The sequence below is a fragment of the Mycobacterium sp. MS1601 genome (assembly GCF_001984215.1).
Classification (GTDB): Bacteria; Actinomycetota; Actinomycetes; order Mycobacteriales; family Mycobacteriaceae; genus Mycobacterium.
Genome location: NZ_CP019420.1, coordinates 1649641 through 1667092, shown reverse-complemented (window position 1 = coordinate 1667092; position 17452 = coordinate 1649641). Strand labels below are relative to the sequence as shown.

Annotated in this window: 16 protein-coding genes, 4 tRNA genes and 1 pseudogene; 11 read left to right on the top strand and 10 right to left on the bottom strand. The window is 65.4% G+C overall.

All coding sequences use genetic code 11. The features are described 5' to 3' along the window. The first annotated feature begins 165 nt into the window (after positions 1 to 165). From pstS to pstB, 4 genes are read left to right on the top strand one after another with little or no spacing between them, the layout of a single operon-like run. Positions 166 to 1311, top strand: coding sequence for a phosphate ABC transporter substrate-binding protein PstS (gene pstS / locus BVC93_RS08170; RefSeq protein WP_083736732.1), 1146 nt, complete (start codon positions 166 to 168; stop codon positions 1309 to 1311). A 52-nt stretch (positions 1312 to 1363) separates the two neighbouring features. Next, positions 1364 to 2416 carry a phosphate ABC transporter permease subunit PstC gene (pstC, locus tag BVC93_RS08165; protein WP_083736731.1) on the top strand — a complete coding sequence of 351 codons (1053 nt, stop codon included), beginning with the start codon at positions 1364 to 1366 and terminating at the stop codon, positions 2414 to 2416. After that, positions 2413 to 3327 (top strand): phosphate ABC transporter permease PstA, encoded by a 915-nt coding sequence (pstA, locus tag BVC93_RS08160; RefSeq protein ID WP_083736730.1) that lies wholly within the window; start codon positions 2413 to 2415, stop codon positions 3325 to 3327. Before pstC ends, pstA begins: the two co-directional genes overlap by 4 nt. 12 nt (positions 3328 to 3339) lie before the next feature. Further along, entirely contained in the window at positions 3340 to 4116 is a 777-nt protein-coding gene (gene pstB, locus BVC93_RS08155; RefSeq protein WP_083736729.1) for a phosphate ABC transporter ATP-binding protein PstB, read from the top strand. A 67-nt stretch (positions 4117 to 4183) separates the two neighbouring features. Here pstB and phoU read toward each other — a convergent pair whose 3' ends face one another. The 5 genes and pseudogenes from phoU to BVC93_RS08130 all read right to left on the bottom strand — a co-directional run bounded on the left by phoU (position 4184) and on the right by BVC93_RS08130 (position 10138). Further along, positions 4184 to 4852 (bottom strand): phosphate signaling complex protein PhoU, encoded by a 669-nt coding sequence (phoU, locus tag BVC93_RS08150; RefSeq protein ID WP_083736728.1) that lies wholly within the window; start codon positions 4850 to 4852, stop codon positions 4184 to 4186. A 109-nt stretch (positions 4853 to 4961) separates the two neighbouring features. Beyond that, on the bottom strand, positions 4962 to 7034 hold the full coding sequence (locus BVC93_RS08145) for an LCP family protein (protein WP_083736727.1): 2073 nt from the start codon (positions 7032 to 7034) through the stop codon (positions 4962 to 4964). Between the two features lie 192 nt (positions 7035 to 7226). Further along, positions 7227 to 8312, bottom strand: a complete 1086-nt coding sequence (gene dusB / locus BVC93_RS08140; protein WP_236950293.1) for a tRNA dihydrouridine synthase DusB — start codon at positions 8310 to 8312, stop codon at positions 7227 to 7229. A gap of 83 nt (positions 8313 to 8395) precedes the next feature. Further along, positions 8396 to 9399, bottom strand: a pseudogene (locus BVC93_RS08135) (acyl-ACP desaturase). Between the two features lie 154 nt (positions 9400 to 9553). Next, on the bottom strand, positions 9554 to 10138 hold the full coding sequence (locus BVC93_RS08130) for a TetR/AcrR family transcriptional regulator (RefSeq protein ID WP_083736726.1): 585 nt from the start codon (positions 10136 to 10138) through the stop codon (positions 9554 to 9556). A 66-nt stretch (positions 10139 to 10204) separates the two neighbouring features. Between BVC93_RS08130 and BVC93_RS08125 the strand changes: the two genes are divergently transcribed. Then, the gene (locus BVC93_RS08125) at positions 10205 to 11212 is read left to right on the top strand and encodes an oxygenase MpaB family protein (protein ID WP_083736725.1); all 1008 of its coding nucleotides are present in this window, start codon (positions 10205 to 10207) and stop codon (positions 11210 to 11212) included. 297 nt (positions 11213 to 11509) lie between these two features. Further along, complete coding sequence (locus BVC93_RS08120; RefSeq protein WP_083736724.1) at positions 11510 to 12589, top strand: serine/threonine-protein kinase; 1080 nt, start codon at positions 11510 to 11512, stop codon at positions 12587 to 12589. Here BVC93_RS08120 and BVC93_RS08115 read toward each other — a convergent pair. Together BVC93_RS08115 and BVC93_RS08110 are read right to left on the bottom strand one after the other, a co-directional pair. Further along, the gene (locus BVC93_RS08115) at positions 12549 to 13367 is read right to left on the bottom strand and encodes a DNA-methyltransferase (RefSeq protein ID WP_192860224.1); all 819 of its coding nucleotides are present in this window, start codon (positions 13365 to 13367) and stop codon (positions 12549 to 12551) included. The two genes, BVC93_RS08120 and BVC93_RS08115, sit on opposite strands and share 41 nt — an antisense overlap. 44 nt (positions 13368 to 13411) lie before the next feature. Beyond that, positions 13412 to 13765: a DUF732 domain-containing protein gene (locus BVC93_RS08110; protein ID WP_083736722.1), complete on the bottom strand. Its 354-nt coding sequence runs from the start codon at positions 13763 to 13765 to the stop codon at positions 13412 to 13414. Positions 13766 to 13927: 162 nt separating this feature from the next. Between BVC93_RS08110 and BVC93_RS08105 the strand changes: the two genes are divergently transcribed. Further along, positions 13928 to 15406, top strand: coding sequence for an alpha/beta fold hydrolase (locus BVC93_RS08105; RefSeq protein WP_236950292.1), 1479 nt, complete (start codon positions 13928 to 13930; stop codon positions 15404 to 15406). Position 15407: 1 nt separating this feature from the next. Here BVC93_RS08105 and BVC93_RS08100 read toward each other — a convergent pair. Next, positions 15408 to 15480: transfer RNA gene (locus BVC93_RS08100), tRNA-Lys, on the bottom strand. Between the two features lie 145 nt (positions 15481 to 15625). Here BVC93_RS08100 and BVC93_RS08095 point away from each other — a divergent pair. The 4 genes from BVC93_RS08095 (at position 15626) to BVC93_RS08080 (ending at position 16449) form a co-directional block, all read left to right on the top strand. Beyond that, positions 15626 to 15698, top strand: a tRNA-Glu gene (locus tag BVC93_RS08095). A gap of 46 nt (positions 15699 to 15744) precedes the next feature. Continuing rightward, positions 15745 to 15818 (top strand) — tRNA-Asp (locus BVC93_RS08090). Positions 15819 to 15853: 35 nt separating this feature from the next. After that, a tRNA-Phe gene (locus BVC93_RS08085) sits at positions 15854 to 15930 on the top strand. A gap of 237 nt (positions 15931 to 16167) precedes the next feature. Next, positions 16168 to 16449 (top strand): hypothetical protein, encoded by a 282-nt coding sequence (locus BVC93_RS08080; protein ID WP_083736720.1) that lies wholly within the window; start codon positions 16168 to 16170, stop codon positions 16447 to 16449. 112 nt (positions 16450 to 16561) lie between these two features. Here the strand turns inward: BVC93_RS08080 and BVC93_RS34490 are convergent, their stop codons facing one another. Both BVC93_RS34490 and BVC93_RS08075 read right to left on the bottom strand, forming a co-directional pair. Beyond that, on the bottom strand, positions 16562 to 16690 hold the full coding sequence (locus BVC93_RS34490) for a hypothetical protein (protein WP_257788987.1): 129 nt from the start codon (positions 16688 to 16690) through the stop codon (positions 16562 to 16564). Positions 16691 to 16707: 17 nt separating this feature from the next. Then, positions 16708 to 17445 (bottom strand): GolD/DthD family dehydrogenase, encoded by a 738-nt coding sequence (locus tag BVC93_RS08075; RefSeq protein WP_083736719.1) that lies wholly within the window; start codon positions 17443 to 17445, stop codon positions 16708 to 16710. Positions 17446 to 17452: the final 7 nt, after the last annotated feature.

Below are 17452 nucleotides of genomic sequence, written 5' to 3'. Positions count from 1 at the left end.
CATTGGCTGACTCACAGCCGGGCGAAAGCCGTCGTTCATGAGGCTGTTCACCTCGCGTTCATCTTCCATGGGTGTGCCGTCCATGACCGCCGCATAACTTCCCCGGAGGAAAAGCACTTCAAGGCCGGTCGAGAAGAACCGGCGTGCTCATGAGAAAGCGGGAAAGTGAAGCGCAACTTCTTCGGCAAGGCATTTCTGACCACCGTTTCGGCGACCGCCATCGCAGGGCTGACTCTCACAGCCTGCGGCAGCGACAACAACACCGGCTCCACGGAGTCGTCCGGCTCGGCCGGCAGCGGCACGGCTGCGGCGGGCTCCGCCGACTGCGGCGGCAAGAACGAACTGACCGCTGAGGGCTCGACCGCCCAGCAGAACGCCGTCGCGCTGTTCAACCAGGCCTGGGGTCAGGCCTGCTCGGGCAAGAACCTCTCCTACAACCCCACCGGTTCCGGTGCGGGCCGTGAGCAGTTCATCGCCGGAAACGTCGACTTCGCCGGTTCGGACTCCGCGCTCAAGGACGAGCAGATCGAGCAGGCTGCGGCCCGCTGCGGTGGCAATCCGGCATGGCACCTGCCCCTGGTCTTCGGCCCCATCGCGATGGCGTACAACGTCGAGGGTGTCGACTCGCTGGTGCTCAACGGCGACACCCTGGCCAAGATCTTCCAGGGCCAGATCTCCAAGTGGAACGACCCGGCCATCGCCGCACTGAACTCGGGCGCCACCCTGCCCGACAGCCCGATCACTCCGATCTTCCGGTCGGACTCCTCGGGTACCACGGACAACTTCCAGAAGTACCTGATCGCCGCCGCTCCCGAGTCCTGGACCAAGGAAGCCGGCAGCGAGTTCCAGGGTGGCGCCGGTGAAGGCGCCCAGAAGTCCGCCGGTGTGGTGCAGGCTGTGCAGGCCACCCCCGGTTCCATCGGTTATGTCGAGAAGGGCTTCGCCGAGCAGGCGGGCTTGCCGTTCGCGCAGATCGACTCCGGCGCAGGCGCAGTGGAGCTCACCGACGAGACCGCGGGCAAGGCCATCGACGCCGCCGAGTTCAGCGGCGAGGGCAATGACCTGGCGCTGAACCTCGACTCGATCTACGGCATCAAGGAAGCCGGCGCCTACCCGCTGGTCCTGGCCACCTACGAGATCGTCTGCTCCAACGGCTACGACGCCGAGACGGCCGAAGCGGTGAAGTCCTTCCTCTCCGTGGCCGCCAACGACAGCCAGGCCAACCTGTCCTCGGCCGGCTACGTGCCGCTGCCGGCTGCCTTCAAGGAGCGGCTGCTGACCTCCATCGACGCCATCGGCTCGACGGCGTAGGTCATCGGTAGCGCCGCAGCAGGATTGAAGAGAAGATTGGGTGCGAAGACCAATGACCGATAGGGTCGAAGTGACAACACCAAATCCGCTCAACGCGGGTTCGGGCGAGGCCATGGCCATGCCCTTCCCTGAGCCGGAACCCATCTCCACCGATCCGTCCAGAGGCGGCACGAAGGTCCGTGCCGGCGATCGGATCTTCCGGCTGCTGTCGGAGGGCTCCGGTGTCCTGATCGTCGTCATCATCGCGGCGATCGGCTTCTTCCTGCTGTGGCGCGCCATCCCGGCTCTCGCCCGCAACGAGGAGAACTTCTTTCTCTTCGGTGGGAACTGGGTCACCACCAACACCTCGGCGATGCACTTCGGCATCCTCGACCTGCTGCAGGTGACGGTGTTCGTGTCCGTCTTCGCCTTGGTTCTGGCGATGCCGGTGGCTCTCGGTATCGCGATCTATCTGACGCAATACGCTCACGCCAGGGTCAAGGGCCCGCTGGCCTACCTGGTGGACCTGCTGGCTGCGGTGCCGTCGATCATCTACGGCGTGTGGGGCCTGTACGTGCTGGCGCCCGCCATCCGCCCGGTCGCGGTCTGGCTGAACGAGCACATGTCCTGGTTGTTCCTCTTCGACACCGGTAACGCTTCGGTGGCCGGCGGCGGCACCATCTTCACCGCGGGCATCGTCCTTGCGGTGATGATCCTGCCGATCATCACCGCCGTCACCCGTGAGGTGTTCGTCCAGACGCCACGCGGCCAGATCGAGGCGGCATTGGCGCTGGGCGCCACTCGCTGGGAGGTGGTGCGCACGACGGTGCTGCCGTTCGGGATGTCCGGCTACATCTCGGGGGCCATGCTGGGCCTCGGTCGCGCACTCGGTGAGACCATCGCGCTGCTGATCATCCTGCGCGGCACCCAGACGATGTTTGGTTGGTCGCTGTTCGACGGCGGCTACACCTTCGCCAGCAAGATCGCTTCTGCGGCATCGGAGTTCAACGACCAGTACAAGGCGGGCGCCTACATCGCGGCCGGCCTGGTGCTGTTCATCCTGACGTTCGTGGTGAACTCGCTGGCCCGCGCCGCGGTTTCCGGAAAGGACAGGTCCGCATCATGACCTCGACACTCGATCGGCCGCTGAAGTCGCCGACATTCCAAAGTGTCAGCGGGCGCCGCAAGTTCACCAACAACCTGGCCTCCGTGCTGGTGACCGCCTCGGTGCTGGTTGCCATGGTGCCGCTGGTGTGGGTGTTGTGGACGGTCATCTCCAAGGGCATCGGCGCTGTCATGTCGAGCACCTGGTGGTTGAACTCCCAGGCCGGCATGACGGCGTTCGCTCCCGGTGGCGGTGCCTACCACGCCATCGTCGGCTCGCTGCTGCAGGCGCTGGTCTGCGCCATCATCTCCATTCCGATCGGTGTCTTCGTCGGCATCTACCTGGTGGAGTATGGCGGTGGCACCCGGCTGGGCAAGCTCACCACCTTCATGGTCGACATCCTCACCGGAGTCCCGTCCATCGTGGCGGCGCTGTTCATCTACGCGCTGTGGGTGGCCACCCTGGGATTCCAGCGTTCCGGCCTGGCCGTGTCGCTGGCACTGGTGCTGCTGATGATCCCGGTGATCGTGCGTTCCACCGAGGAGATGTTGCGCATCGTCCCGATGGATCTGCGTGAAGCCAGTTACGCACTGGGGGTGCCGAAGTGGAAGACCATCTCGGCGATCGTCATCCCAACAGCGCTGTCGGGCATCGTCACCGGCATCCTGCTGTCGCTGGCCCGCGTGATGGGCGAGACGGCCCCGCTGCTGATCCTGGTGGGCTACGCCCAGGCGATCAACTTCGACATGTTCGGCGGCTTCATGGGCTCGTTGCCCGGCATGATGTTCGACCAGACGTCGGCAGGTGCGGGTGCCAATCCTGTTCCCACCGACCGACTCTGGGGTGCCGCCTTCACGCTGATCGTCGTCATCGCCGTGCTCAACGTGGGCGCCCGGTTCATCGCCAAATTCTTTGCCCCGAAAAAGGTCTAGGAGTCAACTGATATGGCCAAGCGTCTCGACCTCAAAGACGTCAACATCTACTACGGCTCGTTCCACGCCGTGCAGAACGTGTCCCTGGCAGTGCCGCCGCGCAGTGTGACCGCGTTCATCGGCCCGTCGGGCTGCGGCAAGTCGACCGTGCTGCGCACCCTGAACCGGATGCACGAGGTGATCCCCGGTGCATACGTGAAGGGCTCGGTGCTGCTCGACGGCGACGACATCTATGGCTCCGGTGTGGACCCGGTGGGGGTGCGCAAGACCATCGGCATGGTGTTCCAGCGCCCGAACCCGTTCCCCACCATGTCGATTCGTGACAACGTGGTGGCCGGTCTGAAGCTGCAGGGTGTGCGTAACAAGAAGACCCTGGACGAGACCGCCGAGCGCTCGCTGCGGGGCGCGAACCTGTGGAACGAGGTCAAGGACCGTCTCGACAAGCCCGGCGGTGGCCTGTCCGGTGGTCAACAGCAGCGGCTGTGCATCGCTCGTGCCATCGCGGTGCAGCCCGATGTGCTGTTGATGGACGAGCCCTGCTCGGCGCTGGATCCCATCTCCACCCTTGCCATCGAGGACCTGATCTCAGAGCTCAAGCAGGAGTTCACCATCGTGATCGTCACGCACAACATGCAGCAGGCTGCTCGTGTGTCCGATCAGACAGCGTTCTTCAACCTCGAGGCCACGGGCAAGCCCGGCCAGTTGATCGAGGTCGACGACACCGAGAAGATCTTCTCCAACCCCACCCAGAAGGCCACCGAGGACTACATCTCCGGCCGCTTCGGGTAGGAACGCCGCACAAAAGGTAATCCCCTGAAACCCACCAGGTTTCAGGGGATTATTCTTTGCGGCCGGCTCAGTGCGTCGAGTACAGGTCGCCGTCGACGGGCAGTTCTCCGGTGGTCTGGAAGATGACCCGGCGCGCGATCTCGACGGTGTGGTCGGCAAAACGCTCGTAGAAGCGACCCAGCAGCGTCACATCGACAGCCGCCGCAACGCCGTGCTTCCATTCCCGGTCCATCAGGACGGTGAACAGATGCCGGTGCAGGTCGTCCATCGCGTCGTCTTCTTCGCGGATGCGGGCGGCCTTCTCTGGGTCACCGGTCTTGAGCACCTCCTGGGCGCTGTTGCCGAGTTCCACTGCCACCCGGCCCATTTCGGCGAAGTAGCCGTTGACTTCCTCAGGCAGGGCGTGCTGTGGGTGACGGCGGCGGGCGATCTTGGCGACGTGCAGTGCCAGAGCACCCATCCGGTCGATGTCGGCGACGATCTGGATGGAGCCGACGATGGCGCGCAGATCGCCGGCCACCGGGGCCTGCAACGCCAGGATGTGGAAAGCCTGCTCCTCAGCTTGCGTGCTGAGCGTGGTGATCTGATCGTGGTCGGTGATGACCTGTTCGGCGAGTACGAGATCGGCCTGTAGCAGTGCTTGGGTGGCTCGTTCCATGGCAACTCCCGCCAGACCACACATGTCCCCGAGTCGCGCTGCGAGCGAAGCAAGTTGCTCCTGATAAGCGGTACGCATGTGCCAAGCCTACGTTGGCCAGGTGCAAAAAGGCATGATGTGCCAGGTGAACGACGGGTGAATGACACAAGACCCCTGGGTGGGGTCGTTTGCTACTCGCGGTCGGAGGTCACTCGCACGTGGTATCGGCGCCGTTGGTGACGGTCAGGTCTTCGGGCAGTTCGGTCGGTGCGCTGGTGGTCTCACCGCGGGTGACCTCCATGCTGATCGACGAGCCCGCAGGTTCGGGGGTGCCCACCGACGTGAAGTCCGAACCCAGGACCACGTCCACCGTGTCGCCCAAACCGGTCATCGACTCCACCGCGGGCACACCGAGCGCGGAGGCGACAGTGGCCGCCGCCTGCTCGTTACCGGGGGCGTACATCACCGTGGTGCGCTCGAGTGCGATCGGATGATCGTCAGGGGTGTCGACGGTGAATCCGTACTGCTGGAACCCGGCACTGGCCGAGGAGCCGAGGCCGGTCTGGCCGGTGGAGTTCGACACGTGGACGCTGACCTCGCTGGGGTCTACGGTCACCGCGTCCACCATCCGCGTCGAGGAGTCCGCCGGTGCGGGTGTCTCGGTGGTGGGCGCCATCGCGGCGATCTCACTGGACGTCACCGGCGTGGTGGTCTCGTTCTGGTCGTTCTCGCCGGGCAGCGGTTCGTCGTTGATGATGGCCTGGAACAGCGCCTTGATGTCATCGGTACGGGGCTGCTCGTTACCCCACTCGTCGGCATAGCCCGTGGTGGGCACGGTCACGAAGGTGATGCGGCCGGCGGCGATGCCTTGGAGGGACTGTCCGAGATCCACCAGGTCTTTGGTGCCGATGTTGTCGACGTAGCTGTCGGCGATGAAGGTGTTGACGACGTTGTTGAGCTTCTTCAGCGAGAAGAAGGTCTCCTTGGAGATCAACGAGCGCAACAGCGAGGACAGGAACAGCTGCTGGCGTTTGATGCGGCCGTAGTCACCGTTGAACTCGGTCTTGACCTGACGGGCCCGCACGTAATTCAGCGCGGTGTCGCCATTGACCACCTGCCGGCCGGCGGTGGCCAGCACGGTGCCCAGCTCGTAGTCCTCGAGCGGCGTGGGTGAGCAGACCTCGACGCCGCCGAGCGCGTCGACCATCTTCTCGAACCCGGCGAAATCCACGGCCATGAACCGGTTGATCGACAGGCCCGAGATCTTCTGGATCACCTTCACCAGACACTTCGGTCCGCCGTAGGCGTAGGCGGAGTTCAACTTGGTCTCGGTGTACCAGCTATCCGGTCCGTAGGAGCCGGTGGTCTCGTCGTAGAGCGGGCCGTACTCACCGGTCTCGGGGTTCCACGGCTCGCATTCCATCGGGGTGATGGCGAGGTCGCGGGGGAACGACACCGCGACCACCCGTTCGCGGTTGGCGGGAATGTTGACCAGCATCACGGTGTCAGAGCGGGTGCCGCCGGCGTCCTCGGTGGTGCCCGCGCCCATCTCGCCGTTGGCCCCGAACCGGCTGTCGGTGCCGACGATCAGGAAGTTCTCGTCACCGAACTGGGCATTGGGATCGACGATATCGCGGGAGTCGAGATCGAGGGCGGCGACGTTGTTGAGGTTGTTGTTCTTCGTCGAGTTCCACTGCCAGGCTGCGCCGGTGAGGACCAGCGCGACGATGGCCACCAGGGCGGCGACCACGCGGCCGGCCAGCAGCGCGTTGCGCCGGCGTTTCGGCGGCTTGGGTGGAGGTAGCAGCCCGAGCTCGGTATCTGGGCGCAGTGCGGGGAGCCGGTCCTCGATGATCGCGGGGAGGACCGTCGTCTCGTCTGCGGGGTCCTCGGACGCTGTGCGGGTGCCGCCGAGCGCGCCCAGATCGGGGATCTCCGAGGCGTAGGCCGACACGGTGGGCATGGTCGGCGGATCGGTCTCGGCGTCCGCGGTTTCCTCGGAGGGTGTCCGTGCACGTTGCAGGGCTGCGGGTACATCGCCGGTCAGTTTGGCGAACAGGTCGGCGACGGTGACGGCACCGGGAGGTATGGCGTCATCGTCATCGGTTGTGTCAGGGCCGTCGTCGTCAGCGCCGCCGGAGAAGTCCGGAACCAAATCCGATGCACGCTCCCACGGCGCGGCGCCTGGCATCGGCCGCGGGGTTCCGGTAAGCCACTGATTGTCCCCGTCAGGTTCCGACGCCCGGTGCTGGCCAGGAGTGGCGTTGTCGCCGTCACTCATGTCCGTATCCGGCCTCCGACTCTGATGAGGTCTGCATGCCCAGGATCGGGCGGACGCGGTGCACGACTCTGTGTCGCGTCAAAAGTTTCCCTAGTCTTTAGCAGCACAAGAGCTCACTCCGCCACCTGAGCGCGGGAACGTTCACATGTTACTGACGCAAGCTGAGAAGTCTTGTGTCGAGTGAGTCTCGATTCAGCCTCCGGAATGCATGGCGTCGGCTCCCGCCGGGACCGTGCAGTCATCCGGATCGTCGAGCCAACCCTCCGGCAGCGTGACCGAACCCGGCGAGCCCTGCCGACCTCGCGGGCCTTCGGCAGCCCGCGGGAACGGGACGTCGGCGTCCAGCCCGGCGAGTAGGGTGTCGAGTTCGTCGCGCGTTTTCACCAGCGCCAGAGCGCGGCGAGTATCAGAGCCGACCGGGAAACCGTGCAGGTACCACGCCACGTGCTTACGGATATCGCGCATGCCCTTGTCCTCGCCGAAATGCTCGGACAGCAGCTGCCCGTGACGCTCGATGATGGAGGCGACCTCGCCCAGGGTGGGTGGCGTGGGCATCGGCGTGCCGCTGAATGCGGCCGACAGCTCGGCGAACAGCCAGGGCCTGCCGAGGCAACCACGACCGATCACCACCCCGTCGCAGCCGGTCTCCCTCATCATGCGCACGGCATCCTCGGCGTAGAAGATATCGCCGTTGCCCAGCACCGGGATGCTGGTCACGTGCTGCTTGAGCTGGGCGATCTGCTCCCAGTCCGCGCTGCCTGAGTATCGCTGAGCCGCCGTGCGGGCATGCAGAGCCACCGCTGCGGCGCCCTCGGATTCGGCGATGCGGCCCGCGTCGAGGTGGGTGTGGTGCTGATCGTCGATCCCGATGCGGAACTTCACGGTGACCGGAACGTCGGTGCCCTCGGTGGCCTTGACCGCGGCTGCCACGATCTGCCCGAAGAGTCGCCGTTTGTAGGGCAATGCGGCGCCGCCTCCGCGCCGGGTCACCTTGGGCACCGGGCAGCCGAAGTTCATATCGATGTGGTCGGCCAGGTTCTCCTGCACCACCATGCGAGCGGCTTCGTACGTGTAGTGCGGGTCCACGGTGTAGAGCTGTAGCGAGCGTGGCGACTCCTGCGGCGCGAACGTCGTCATGTGCATGGTGACCGGATGCCGCTCGTAGAGGGCGCGCGCGGTGACCATCTCGCAGACGTAGAGCCCGCTCACCGTCCCCATGCGTTCGAGTTCGAGTTCGCGGCACAGGGTTCGGAACGCGACATTTGTCACACCGGCCATGGGAGCCAGCACGACTGGGCTGGGTAACGCGAAGGGCCCGATCCGCAGGGCAGCGGATCGGGCCGATTCGGTGGTTACTGCTGTCACGCGGTCGAAGCGGTGGTGACCAGGAGGTTCTTCATGGCCTTCTTCTCGGCCACCTGGCGCTCGCGCTCGAGGCGACGCTGTTTGGCCACCTCGAACTTGGCCGAGGCCTCTTCGAGTTCCTCGATCAACAGCCCGAGGTCGTCGCGCAGGGCGGCAGCTTCACCGGTGAAGTCCTCGCGCTCGAAGATGCGCCACTTCTTCAGGATGGGCATCACCACGTCGTCGAGGTGGATTCGGGGGTCGTAAACGCCGCCGACGGCGATGATGACGGCCTTACGGCGGAACGCCGGCACGGTGTACCCGGGCATCTTGAAGTTGCGCAGCACCCGGTGCAGCGACTTCATCGCCTGGTTGGGGGCGATGTCCAGGCCGGCGGCCGAGACGTCGCGGTAGAAGATCATGTGCAGGTTCTCGTCGGCCGAGACGCGCGCCAGCAGCTGATCGGCAATGGGGTCGTCGCACGCCTTGCCGGTGTTGCGGTGCGAGACGCGGGTCGCGAGCTCCTGGAACGACACGTACATCACCGAGTCGAACAGGCTCTCGGCGAACAGGTCGCCCTGCTGGTTCTGGCCCGGGAGAAGCCACGGGTGACCTGCTCCATACGGGTGATCTCGAGTTCGACGGGATCGATGGCACGGGTGACCAACAGGTAGTCCCGCAGCGCGATGCCGTGCCGGTTCTCCTCGGCGGTCCAGCGGTTGACCCAGTAGCCCCAGGGACCGTCCATGCTGAAGTTCATCGCGATCTCGCGGTGATATGAGGGCAGGTTGTCCTCGGTGAGAAGGTTCTGCACCATTGCCGTCTGCGCCACTTCGGACAGCTTCGACTGGCCGGGCTCCCAGTCCTGGCCGCCGAGGGCGTACCAGTTCTTGCCCTCCTGCCACGGGATGTAGTCGTGGGGATTCCAGTCCTTGCGCATCGCCATGTGCCGATTGATCTTCTGCTCGACCACGGGCTCGAGCTCGTGAAGAAGTTGCAGGTCGGTCAGGTCTTGCGACATGCGTCCTCCGGTTATCTGTACCTGTTGGTTGCAGTCAATATATCTGTGTCACTCAGTACCATTCAAGTTCCCCCGCCTGGTGTGTCCAGATGCGTACCCAAATGTGATGTGTGAGCGCAGTCATGCGGACGCCCCGCGTGCCGTTTCCCGGAGGTCAGGAAACCGCGGCGCGGCTGACGATCGTATCCACGCAGAAGTCGATGAACTGCTCCCTGGTGGCCGACAGTCGCCGGTCGAGATACGCGGTGAACAGGGCGCTCAACCCGCCGATCAGGCTGGTGGCCTCCATGTGTGCCAGCACCGGGTCGGTGATGGTGGTCAGCTTCCGTTGCAGGAGGTCGATGAAGCTGGGCATCCACTCGGCCCCGGACCGGGCGAGCACCGGCTCCACCTCGGGTGCCATCAACAAAACCCGGCCTCGAACGGGGTCGTCGACCATCAGCGCGACGAATCGCTCCACCGCTTCCCGGGGTGTCGATGCCGAGACCAGCGTCGACATCGCCTTGGTGCACACCGCGTCGTACACGGCGCGGACGAACTCGTCGCGGTCGGAAAAGCTCTCGTAGAAGTAGCGCTCGGTGAGGCCGGCTCGGCGGCAGACGGCTCGCACGGTGAGCGCGGGCCCCCCTTCGCCTCCCAGCAGATCGATGCCCGCATCCACCAGTTCGTCACGCCTGCGGGCCTGACGATCTTCCAATGGGACACCGGACCAACGGCCACGGCTTTGACCGGACGTCACTGCGCTCCTAAACTCCTGACAACTCGCGTAGTCACTTTGCTCGACCGACGATGGGACTTTCCATTGGTGACTCAAGATACTTCCGGTGCATCGCCGCTGGCCAGTGATGCGGCAGCAGCGGGCTGTCCGGTTTCGGCAGCGGGGTATCAGGCTCCACCGCAACCCCTCGGTCCGGACAGTCTCACCTGGAAATACTTCGGTGACTGGCGCGGCATGCTGCAGGGGCCGTGGGCCGGGTCCATGCAGAACATGCATCCGCAGCTGGGCGCAGCCGTCGAGCAGCACTCCATCTTCTTCACCGAGCGGTGGCCGCGGCTGCTGCGCTCGCTGTATCCCATCGGCGGGGTGGTGTTCGACGGTGACCGCGCACCCAAGACCGGTGCCGAGGTACGCGACTACCACGTGGGCATCAAGGGGGTCGATGGCCAGGGCAGGCGGTACTCCGCGCTCAACCCCGATGTCTTCTACTGGGCCCACTCCACGTTCTTCGTCGGCACGCTGATCGTTGCCGAGCGGCTGTGCTGGGGCGGGCTCTCCGACGCCGACCGGCGGCAGCTGTTCGAAGAGCACAAGCAGTGGTACCGGATGTACGGCATGAGCATGCGACCCGTGCCCGACACCTGGGAGGACTTCCAGGAGTATTGGCGGCACATGACCACCGAGGTGCTGGAGAACAACTGGGCCGCGCGGGAAGTGCTGAATCTCGACGATCTGCCGAAGCCGCCGTTTGCGGCGCTGATGCCCGACTGGATGTGGGCGCTGCAGCGGCGGTTCTTCGTCAAGCCGTTCTTCGTCTGGTTCACCACTGGCCTCTACGACCCGGCGATCCGGACCTTGATGGGCTACAGCTGGTCGGCGCGCGACGAGTGGATCCATCGCCGCCTGGGCACGCTGATCGGGCTGGTCTTCGCCGTGGTGCCGAAGCGCCACCGCATGCATCCACGGGCGCGTTCGGCGTGGGACCGCGCCACCGGCAGGCTTCCCGAAGACGCTCCGTTGGTGCACACGCCGGCGCGCAACCTGCCGCCGGCGGCGCACCGCGACAACGGAATGCACTACTGCCCGGACATCTGAGGTTCGGCGGCGCGTCAGCGCAGCTACGCGACCGGATCGTGATCAGATGAGTGCACCTCACTGGAAGGGGTGCCGATGTCAGCAATGGTCACAGCCTGGCTGATCGGTCCGCCCCTGGCCGTCGGCTACGCGATGTTGATGCTGCGAGGCACCTCCTGGGTGGCCAAGGCCTGGGAACGCAGACACCCGCACTGATCTACGCGCCGCCGACGAGAAGGTGACCGAGGCCACCCCCGACACGGACGCCGGGGCGCAGGACTGTCCGGGGAAGAAGAGTCGACCGGCTACGGTGGATCCATGTATGCCCCCGAGCTGCTCGGCGGCCGCTACGAGCTGAGGGGAATCCTCGGCCGCGGAGGCATGGCCGAGGTGCGGGAAGGGTGGGACGTGCAGACGGGCCAGCCGGTGGCCATCAAGCTGCTGTATCCCGGTTACAACTCCCACCCGGACTACCTCCGCCGATTCTGGGTGGAGGCGCAGTCCGCGGCAGCGCTGCGACACCCCAACATCGTCACTGTCTACGGAAGCGGCCAACACAACGGCACCCCGTTCATCGTGATGGAACGATTGCCGGGCCGCAGCCTGGCAGACCTGATCGCCCAGGGCCCGGTGCCGCCGGAGTACGTGCGGGCCATGCTCGACGACGTGCTCAAGGCACTCGGCACTGCGCACGCCATGGGGATCATGCACCGTGACATCAAGCCGGCCAACATCCTGTTCTCCGCCAGCGGTGAAGCTCAGGTGGCGGACTTCGGTCTGGCGAAGGGCCCCGACACCCACCGCACCGAGACCGGCCAGATCATGGGCACCATGGCCTACATGAGCCCGGAGCGCCTGGCCGGACGTGACGCGACGGTGGCCGACGACCTCTACGCGGTCGGGGTGGTCGGCTACGAGGCGCTGACGGGGCGACGAGCGTTTCCGGAGGAGAATCTGGTGGCGTTGGCGCAGGCCATCACCGAAAACCCGCCGCCGCCGGTGTCGGTGCTACGTCCCGACATCGACCCGCAGCTGTCGGCGCTGGTGGACCGTGCGATGGCGCGGGAGGAGTCGGCCCGGTTCCACAACGCCGAGACCATGCGGGCCGAGCTCAACAACATCGGCGGCGACCCGGTGACCGGTCCGATTCCACCGCTGCGGCCGGTCCCGCCCATGAGCCCGTCGCCGGTAGCTGTCCCGATCCCGATTCCTGTTCCGGTGCAACGCAACCGGCGCTCCGGTCGCTCGGTTCTGTTACTGGCTTTCGTGGTCTCGTTCCTGGTGGCACTGATCGTGGGTGTCGCAGCATTCGTCCTCGGTGCGGCTACGCAGCGCTCCGAAGACGGAGCCCAACCCGTCAGGGTTTCAGTCGTCGAGCACTCAGTTCTATTGCAGTAGAAGAGATGTCGATGCCCAGCCAGTGGCGGTCGAGTTGTTGGGCGACGGCCAGAGTGGTGCCGCTGCCGCAGTACGGATCGAGCACCAGGTCGCCCTGGTTGCTGGACGTGGTGACAATACGCTGCATCAGCGCAACCGGTTTCTGGGTCGGATAGCCCAGAGCCTCGGGTTGATTGCCGCGAAGGGCGTCGATGGACCACACGTCGCGAAGTCCCACCATGGTGTAGTAGCGCGAATCCGGGGCGGGTTCCCGAAAGATCTCGACGTTCTTGAACCCGTAGCGGTGGGTCAGGTACGACTTTTCCTTGCTCGCGTTGAAGGTATGCGCCGCAGAGTCTTTCACGTACAGGAGCAGGATGTCGTGCTTGCGGCCGAACCACCGCCTACTGGTGCCGCCGGTGCGGTAGCTCCACACGATTTCGTTGAGGAATCCGCCGCTGTCCCCGGCGAACTGGGCGTCGAGCAGCACCTTTGAGTAGTGGCTCATGGTCGGATCGCAGTGCAGATACAGCGATCCGGTCGGAGCCAGCACCCGGTGCAGTTCGGCCAGGCGAGGTGCCAGGTGCACCAGGTAGGCCAGCGCCGAATTGGGTCCCAGCAGCGTGTGGAACGCCTCGAGGATGCGCGCGGGTCGGTCTGGCAGCCGGCTGATCACGTCGGCATACGCGGTCGCGTCCCAGCGCCAGGTGTCGGTGAACGTCGCGTAGTCGCGATTGGAATTGAAGGGTGGGTCGGCATAGATGAGGTCCACCGACGCATCAGCGACCTCGGCGCGCAAGATGTCGAGGTTGTCCCCGTGGATCAGCCGGTTGTCCAGCTGGGCTACCGACCCATGACGGAGCCGAACTGCGGGCAGTAGATGGCCGCCGACGCACGCATCACCTGCACGGCTTGGCCCTTCTCGAGGCCACCGTTGGTGAGGGTGGTGACGACCCCGCGCACCACCGGCACCGGGTTGGGGCCTGCGGCACCGTTCTCGGCGAGCAGTCGGCAGATGTGGTTGCCCAGTGTCGCCGCCTGCTCGGGGGACTCATGAGGGATGTCGAGCTGAGTGAGGATGTTGGCGAACTGCTCGTCCTGCGCGGGTGAGGCGGTCGCGGTGCCTGTGCTCAGAGCCAGCGTGCTGCCCAAGGCGGCAGCGACGATCGCCGAGGCGGTGGTCAGGCGGCTGAACATCAAGGCTCCTCGGTCGTCGGCGGCAGACTGCCCATGACCCTAGCGGCCCGGGCAGATTCGTTCGAGGTGAGTATCGCCGTCAGTGTGTCTGCTGTTACTGGGGTGTCTCTGTGACAGCATGACCGCATGTCAGGGCGGTCGGGTGTGCGGACGGTAACGGTAATGGCGAGTGCGCTGGCGGTGGTGCTGCCGCTGGTTTGGGCAGGGCCTGCACACGCCGAGCCGGCGGCTGCGCTGCCCTGGGGCCCCTGCGACGACTGGGTTGACACCGCGGATGTGCCCACCGCGGAGTGCACCACTGTCTCTGTGCCGGTCGACTGGAGTGATGCCGCCAATCCTCAAGCCCCACAGGCCAATCTGGCTGTGATGCGAATTCCGGCCACCGGCGAGCGGATCGGGACGCTGATCTCCAATCCCGGTGGGCCAGGAGACTCGGCAATCGATGTGATGACCCGGTTCGCCGTCATACTCGGGGAAACCGAGATCGGTGAACGCTTCGATCTGGTCGCCATCGACCCCCGGGGTATCGGGTACTCCACTCCGGCGCTGCGGTGTGACACAGACGCGGACGTGGACGCCAGGCGGCGTGATCCGCAGGTGGACTACAGCCCGGCCGGCGTTGCTCGCATCGAGGAGCTGAGTCGCCAGTACGCCCAGCGCTGCCTGGACCAGATGGGAGCTCCCTTCCTCGCCGGGATGAGCACCGAGAACACGGCGCGCGACATGGACGCGGTTCGCGCGGCTCTGGGCGAGGAGCAGATCAACTTCTTCGGATACTCGTACGGCACCCGGCTGGGGACCGCCTACGCCGACCAGTTCCCGGAGCGTGTGCGCGCCATGATGCTGGATGGGGTGGTGGAACAGGGGGAGTCAGTCATCGAGGACACACTCAACGACGCGGCCGCGATGCAGCAGGCTTTCGAGGCGTACGCGGCTGATTGCACACAGGCGCTCGACTGCCCGCTGGGCACGGACCCGGCGCTGACCGTCACGCGGTACAGGGAGTTGGTCGATCCCTTGGTGGCGGCACCGGCGCCCACTGCGGATCCGCGCGGATTGAGCTACGCGGATGCGCTGCTGGCCACCGGCGCGGCGATGTACAGCACCGAGGAATGGGCGGCGCTGACTGAGGGGCTGACCGCACTGCGTGACGGCGCCGATGCCGACGTTCTGTTGGACATGGCCGACACCTACCTGGGTCGCGATCCCGAGGGGCGGTACCCGAATGTGGAGGACGTGATCAGCGCCGTGCACTGTGTGGACGACACGTACTCGCCGGACCCCGCGGTGTGGGCGGACGTCAACCGTCAGGCACGCGAACTCTCGCCCTTCGACAGCTACGGACAGTTCACGGGATTCGCGCCCCGGCCGGACTGTGTGTTCTGGCCGGTGAAACCCGCATCGGAGGCCAAGCCGCCGGTTTCACCCGGCCCGGGAAAGGTCGTCGTCGTGTCCACCACCGGTGACCCGGCCACCCCGTATCAGAACGGGGTGGACGTGGCGGCACAGCTGGGCGCGCCCTTGATCACCTACGACGGAGAGCAGCACACGGTCGCGTTCACCGGCGTGGAGTGCATCGACGGTCCGCTGATCGCGTTCTTCGTCGACCGGGTGCAACCGCCGGCCGACCTGAGATGCTGAGTGCCCCCACCAGGGCTCGAACCTGGGACCTGCGGATTAAAAGTCCGTAGCTCTACCAACTGAGCTATAGGGGCGCGATGTCACAGGATAGCGGGTGCCCGCGGGTGCTCTGAACAACGTCTCCAGACAGCGAGTTTGAGGATTTGGCGATCTGTGCCCTAAGCTATCGAAGCTCCCAACGCGAAAGCGTCGTGAGGCCCCGGAGAGATTCGGATTTAGGCCCCCATCGTCTAGTGGCCTAGGACGCCGCCCTTTCACGGCGGTAGCACGGGTTCGAATCCCGTTGGGGGTACGCGTCGGCGGTAACGTCGGAGCAAGCAGTACACGCAGGTAAGCAAGGCCCTGTGGCGCAGTTGGTTAGCGCGCCGCCCTGTCACGGCGGAGGTCGCGGGTTCGAGTCCCGTCAGGGTCGCAAGTTTGCGACGTGAGGCATTTCGGTTGCCTTCCGGCCAGGTAGCTCAGTTGGTACGAGCGTCCGCCTGAAAAGCGGAAGGTCGCCGGTTCGATCCCGGCCCTGGCCACCAAGTTCGTCGGTGGCGTCCGTTGCGCTGCCATCACCTTCGGCGAGGTTCCCTGCCACAAGCCTGTAGTAGTTCTGAAAGCTCGATGTCGGGCAATTCCGTCTGATCACCGCCACCAGCGCACATGGCAATCGCGGGGCTACTGACGTCACGGGCTCATCACAGTCCACGATTCACAGGTTTGACCCCGCGTGTTTACGGCAATTAAAGGGGCCGTAACACGACTCGGGAGGTGTGCACATGGTGCGCTTGGTGATGTTCGCGGCATCAGGATTGGCCGCGGTAGCTCTGCTCAGCGGTTGTTCGGGCGGGGTGATCAACCAGGGTGGGGACACCAAGTGCAAGGACTTCCTCACCGCCGAGGAGAAGGACCAGAACGAGTCGGTGAGCAAGATGCTCAAGGACGAGAACGGTACCGACCCGTCGAACCTGGAGATCACGGCCACCCGTGTGGCTGCCCAGGGCTACTGCCAGATCGTGGGCAACGAGGACACGATGATCAAGGAAGCCCCCCACGGCTGACTCCACAGACGAAATAACCCCCAGTGGCCGCCCCGGAGTTCAGGGCGGCCACTGATTTCGTCATGGGGTCAGGCGTCGTCGGGGTCGGTGGCCTGCCCTTCCGGTTTGAGGGTCAGGCGTCGTCGGGGTCGGTGGCCGGCCCTTCCGGTGTGGCGCCACCTTCGTCGGCCCAGTCGGTGCGGTCGTCAGCGCCCTTGCCCGGATCGCTGATCACGTCGTTTTCAGCATTCTCTTTTTTCATCTGGTCCGAGTACCCACCTATGTGATGGTGTACCCGCCGTCGATCACGAGGTCGGCACCGTTGACCATGCCGGCCGCGTCCGATGCGAGATACACCGCCGCGGCGGCGATCTCGTCCGGGTAGGCGAACCGGCCGGTCGGAATCAGCTTCTTCAGCGCGTCACCTTTGGGGTTGTCCCACGCCTTGATGCCCAGGTCGGTCAGCACGACGGTGGGGGAGATGCTGTTGACCCGCACTCCACGCCCGGCCCATTCTGCGGCAAGGACTTTCGTGATACCGACGACGCCGAACTTGGACGCGCAGTATGCGACGTGCTCGTCGATGGCGACGGTGGCGGCCTGCGAGGCCATGTTGATGATGACCCCGCGGCCGGCGGCGAGCATGTGCTTACCGACGGCCTGGCTCATCTGGAATGTGCCGCTGAGGTTGACGGCGATGGTGTCGTCCCAGAATTTCTGTGAGAGTTCCTCGGCCGGGGCCAGTCGGGCGATGCCCGCGCTGTTGACCAGGATGTCGATCTTGCCGAACGCCTCGATCACCGCGTCGACGGTCTGCGCCACCGATGCGGGATCGGCGACATTGCAATGGAATCCGCGGCTGCCATCGGTCGGGTCGCCCAGGTCGGCGACGGCGATGGTGGCGCCTTTGGCGGCCAGGGCGGAGGCGATGGCGGCGCCGATTCCCGAGGCTCCACCGGTGACGAGGGCCACGCGGCCATCGAGGCGGAAATCGAGGTCTACGGACTGCCGTGACATAGCTGCA

Coding starts and splice junctions, on each gene's coding strand:
- BVC93_RS08080 (WP_083736720.1), top strand. CDS start 16,168: ATGGTGCGCTTGGTGATGTTCGCGGCATCAGGATTGGCCGCGGTAGCT.
- BVC93_RS08075 (WP_083736719.1), bottom strand. CDS start 17,445: ATGTCACGGCAGTCCGTAGACCTCGATTTCCGCCTCGATGGCCGCGTG.
- BVC93_RS08105 (WP_236950292.1), top strand. CDS start 13,928: ATGGCGAGTGCGCTGGCGGTGGTGCTGCCGCTGGTTTGGGCAGGGCCT.
- BVC93_RS08120 (WP_083736724.1), top strand. CDS start 11,510: ATGTATGCCCCCGAGCTGCTCGGCGGCCGCTACGAGCTGAGGGGAATC.
- BVC93_RS08110 (WP_083736722.1), bottom strand. CDS start 13,765: ATGTTCAGCCGCCTGACCACCGCCTCGGCGATCGTCGCTGCCGCCTTG.
- phoU (WP_083736728.1), bottom strand. CDS start 4,852: ATGCGTACCGCTTATCAGGAGCAACTTGCTTCGCTCGCAGCGCGACTC.
- pstA (WP_083736730.1), top strand. CDS start 2,413: ATGACCTCGACACTCGATCGGCCGCTGAAGTCGCCGACATTCCAAAGT.
- pstB (WP_083736729.1), top strand. CDS start 3,340: ATGGCCAAGCGTCTCGACCTCAAAGACGTCAACATCTACTACGGCTCG.
- dusB (WP_236950293.1), bottom strand. CDS start 8,312: ATGGCCGGTGTGACAAATGTCGCGTTCCGAACCCTGTGCCGCGAACTC.
- BVC93_RS34490 (WP_257788987.1), bottom strand. CDS start 16,690: ATGAAAAAAGAGAATGCTGAAAACGACGTGATCAGCGATCCGGGCAAG.
- pstC (WP_083736731.1), top strand. CDS start 1,364: ATGACCGATAGGGTCGAAGTGACAACACCAAATCCGCTCAACGCGGGT.
- BVC93_RS08145 (WP_083736727.1), bottom strand. CDS start 7,034: ATGAGTGACGGCGACAACGCCACTCCTGGCCAGCACCGGGCGTCGGAA.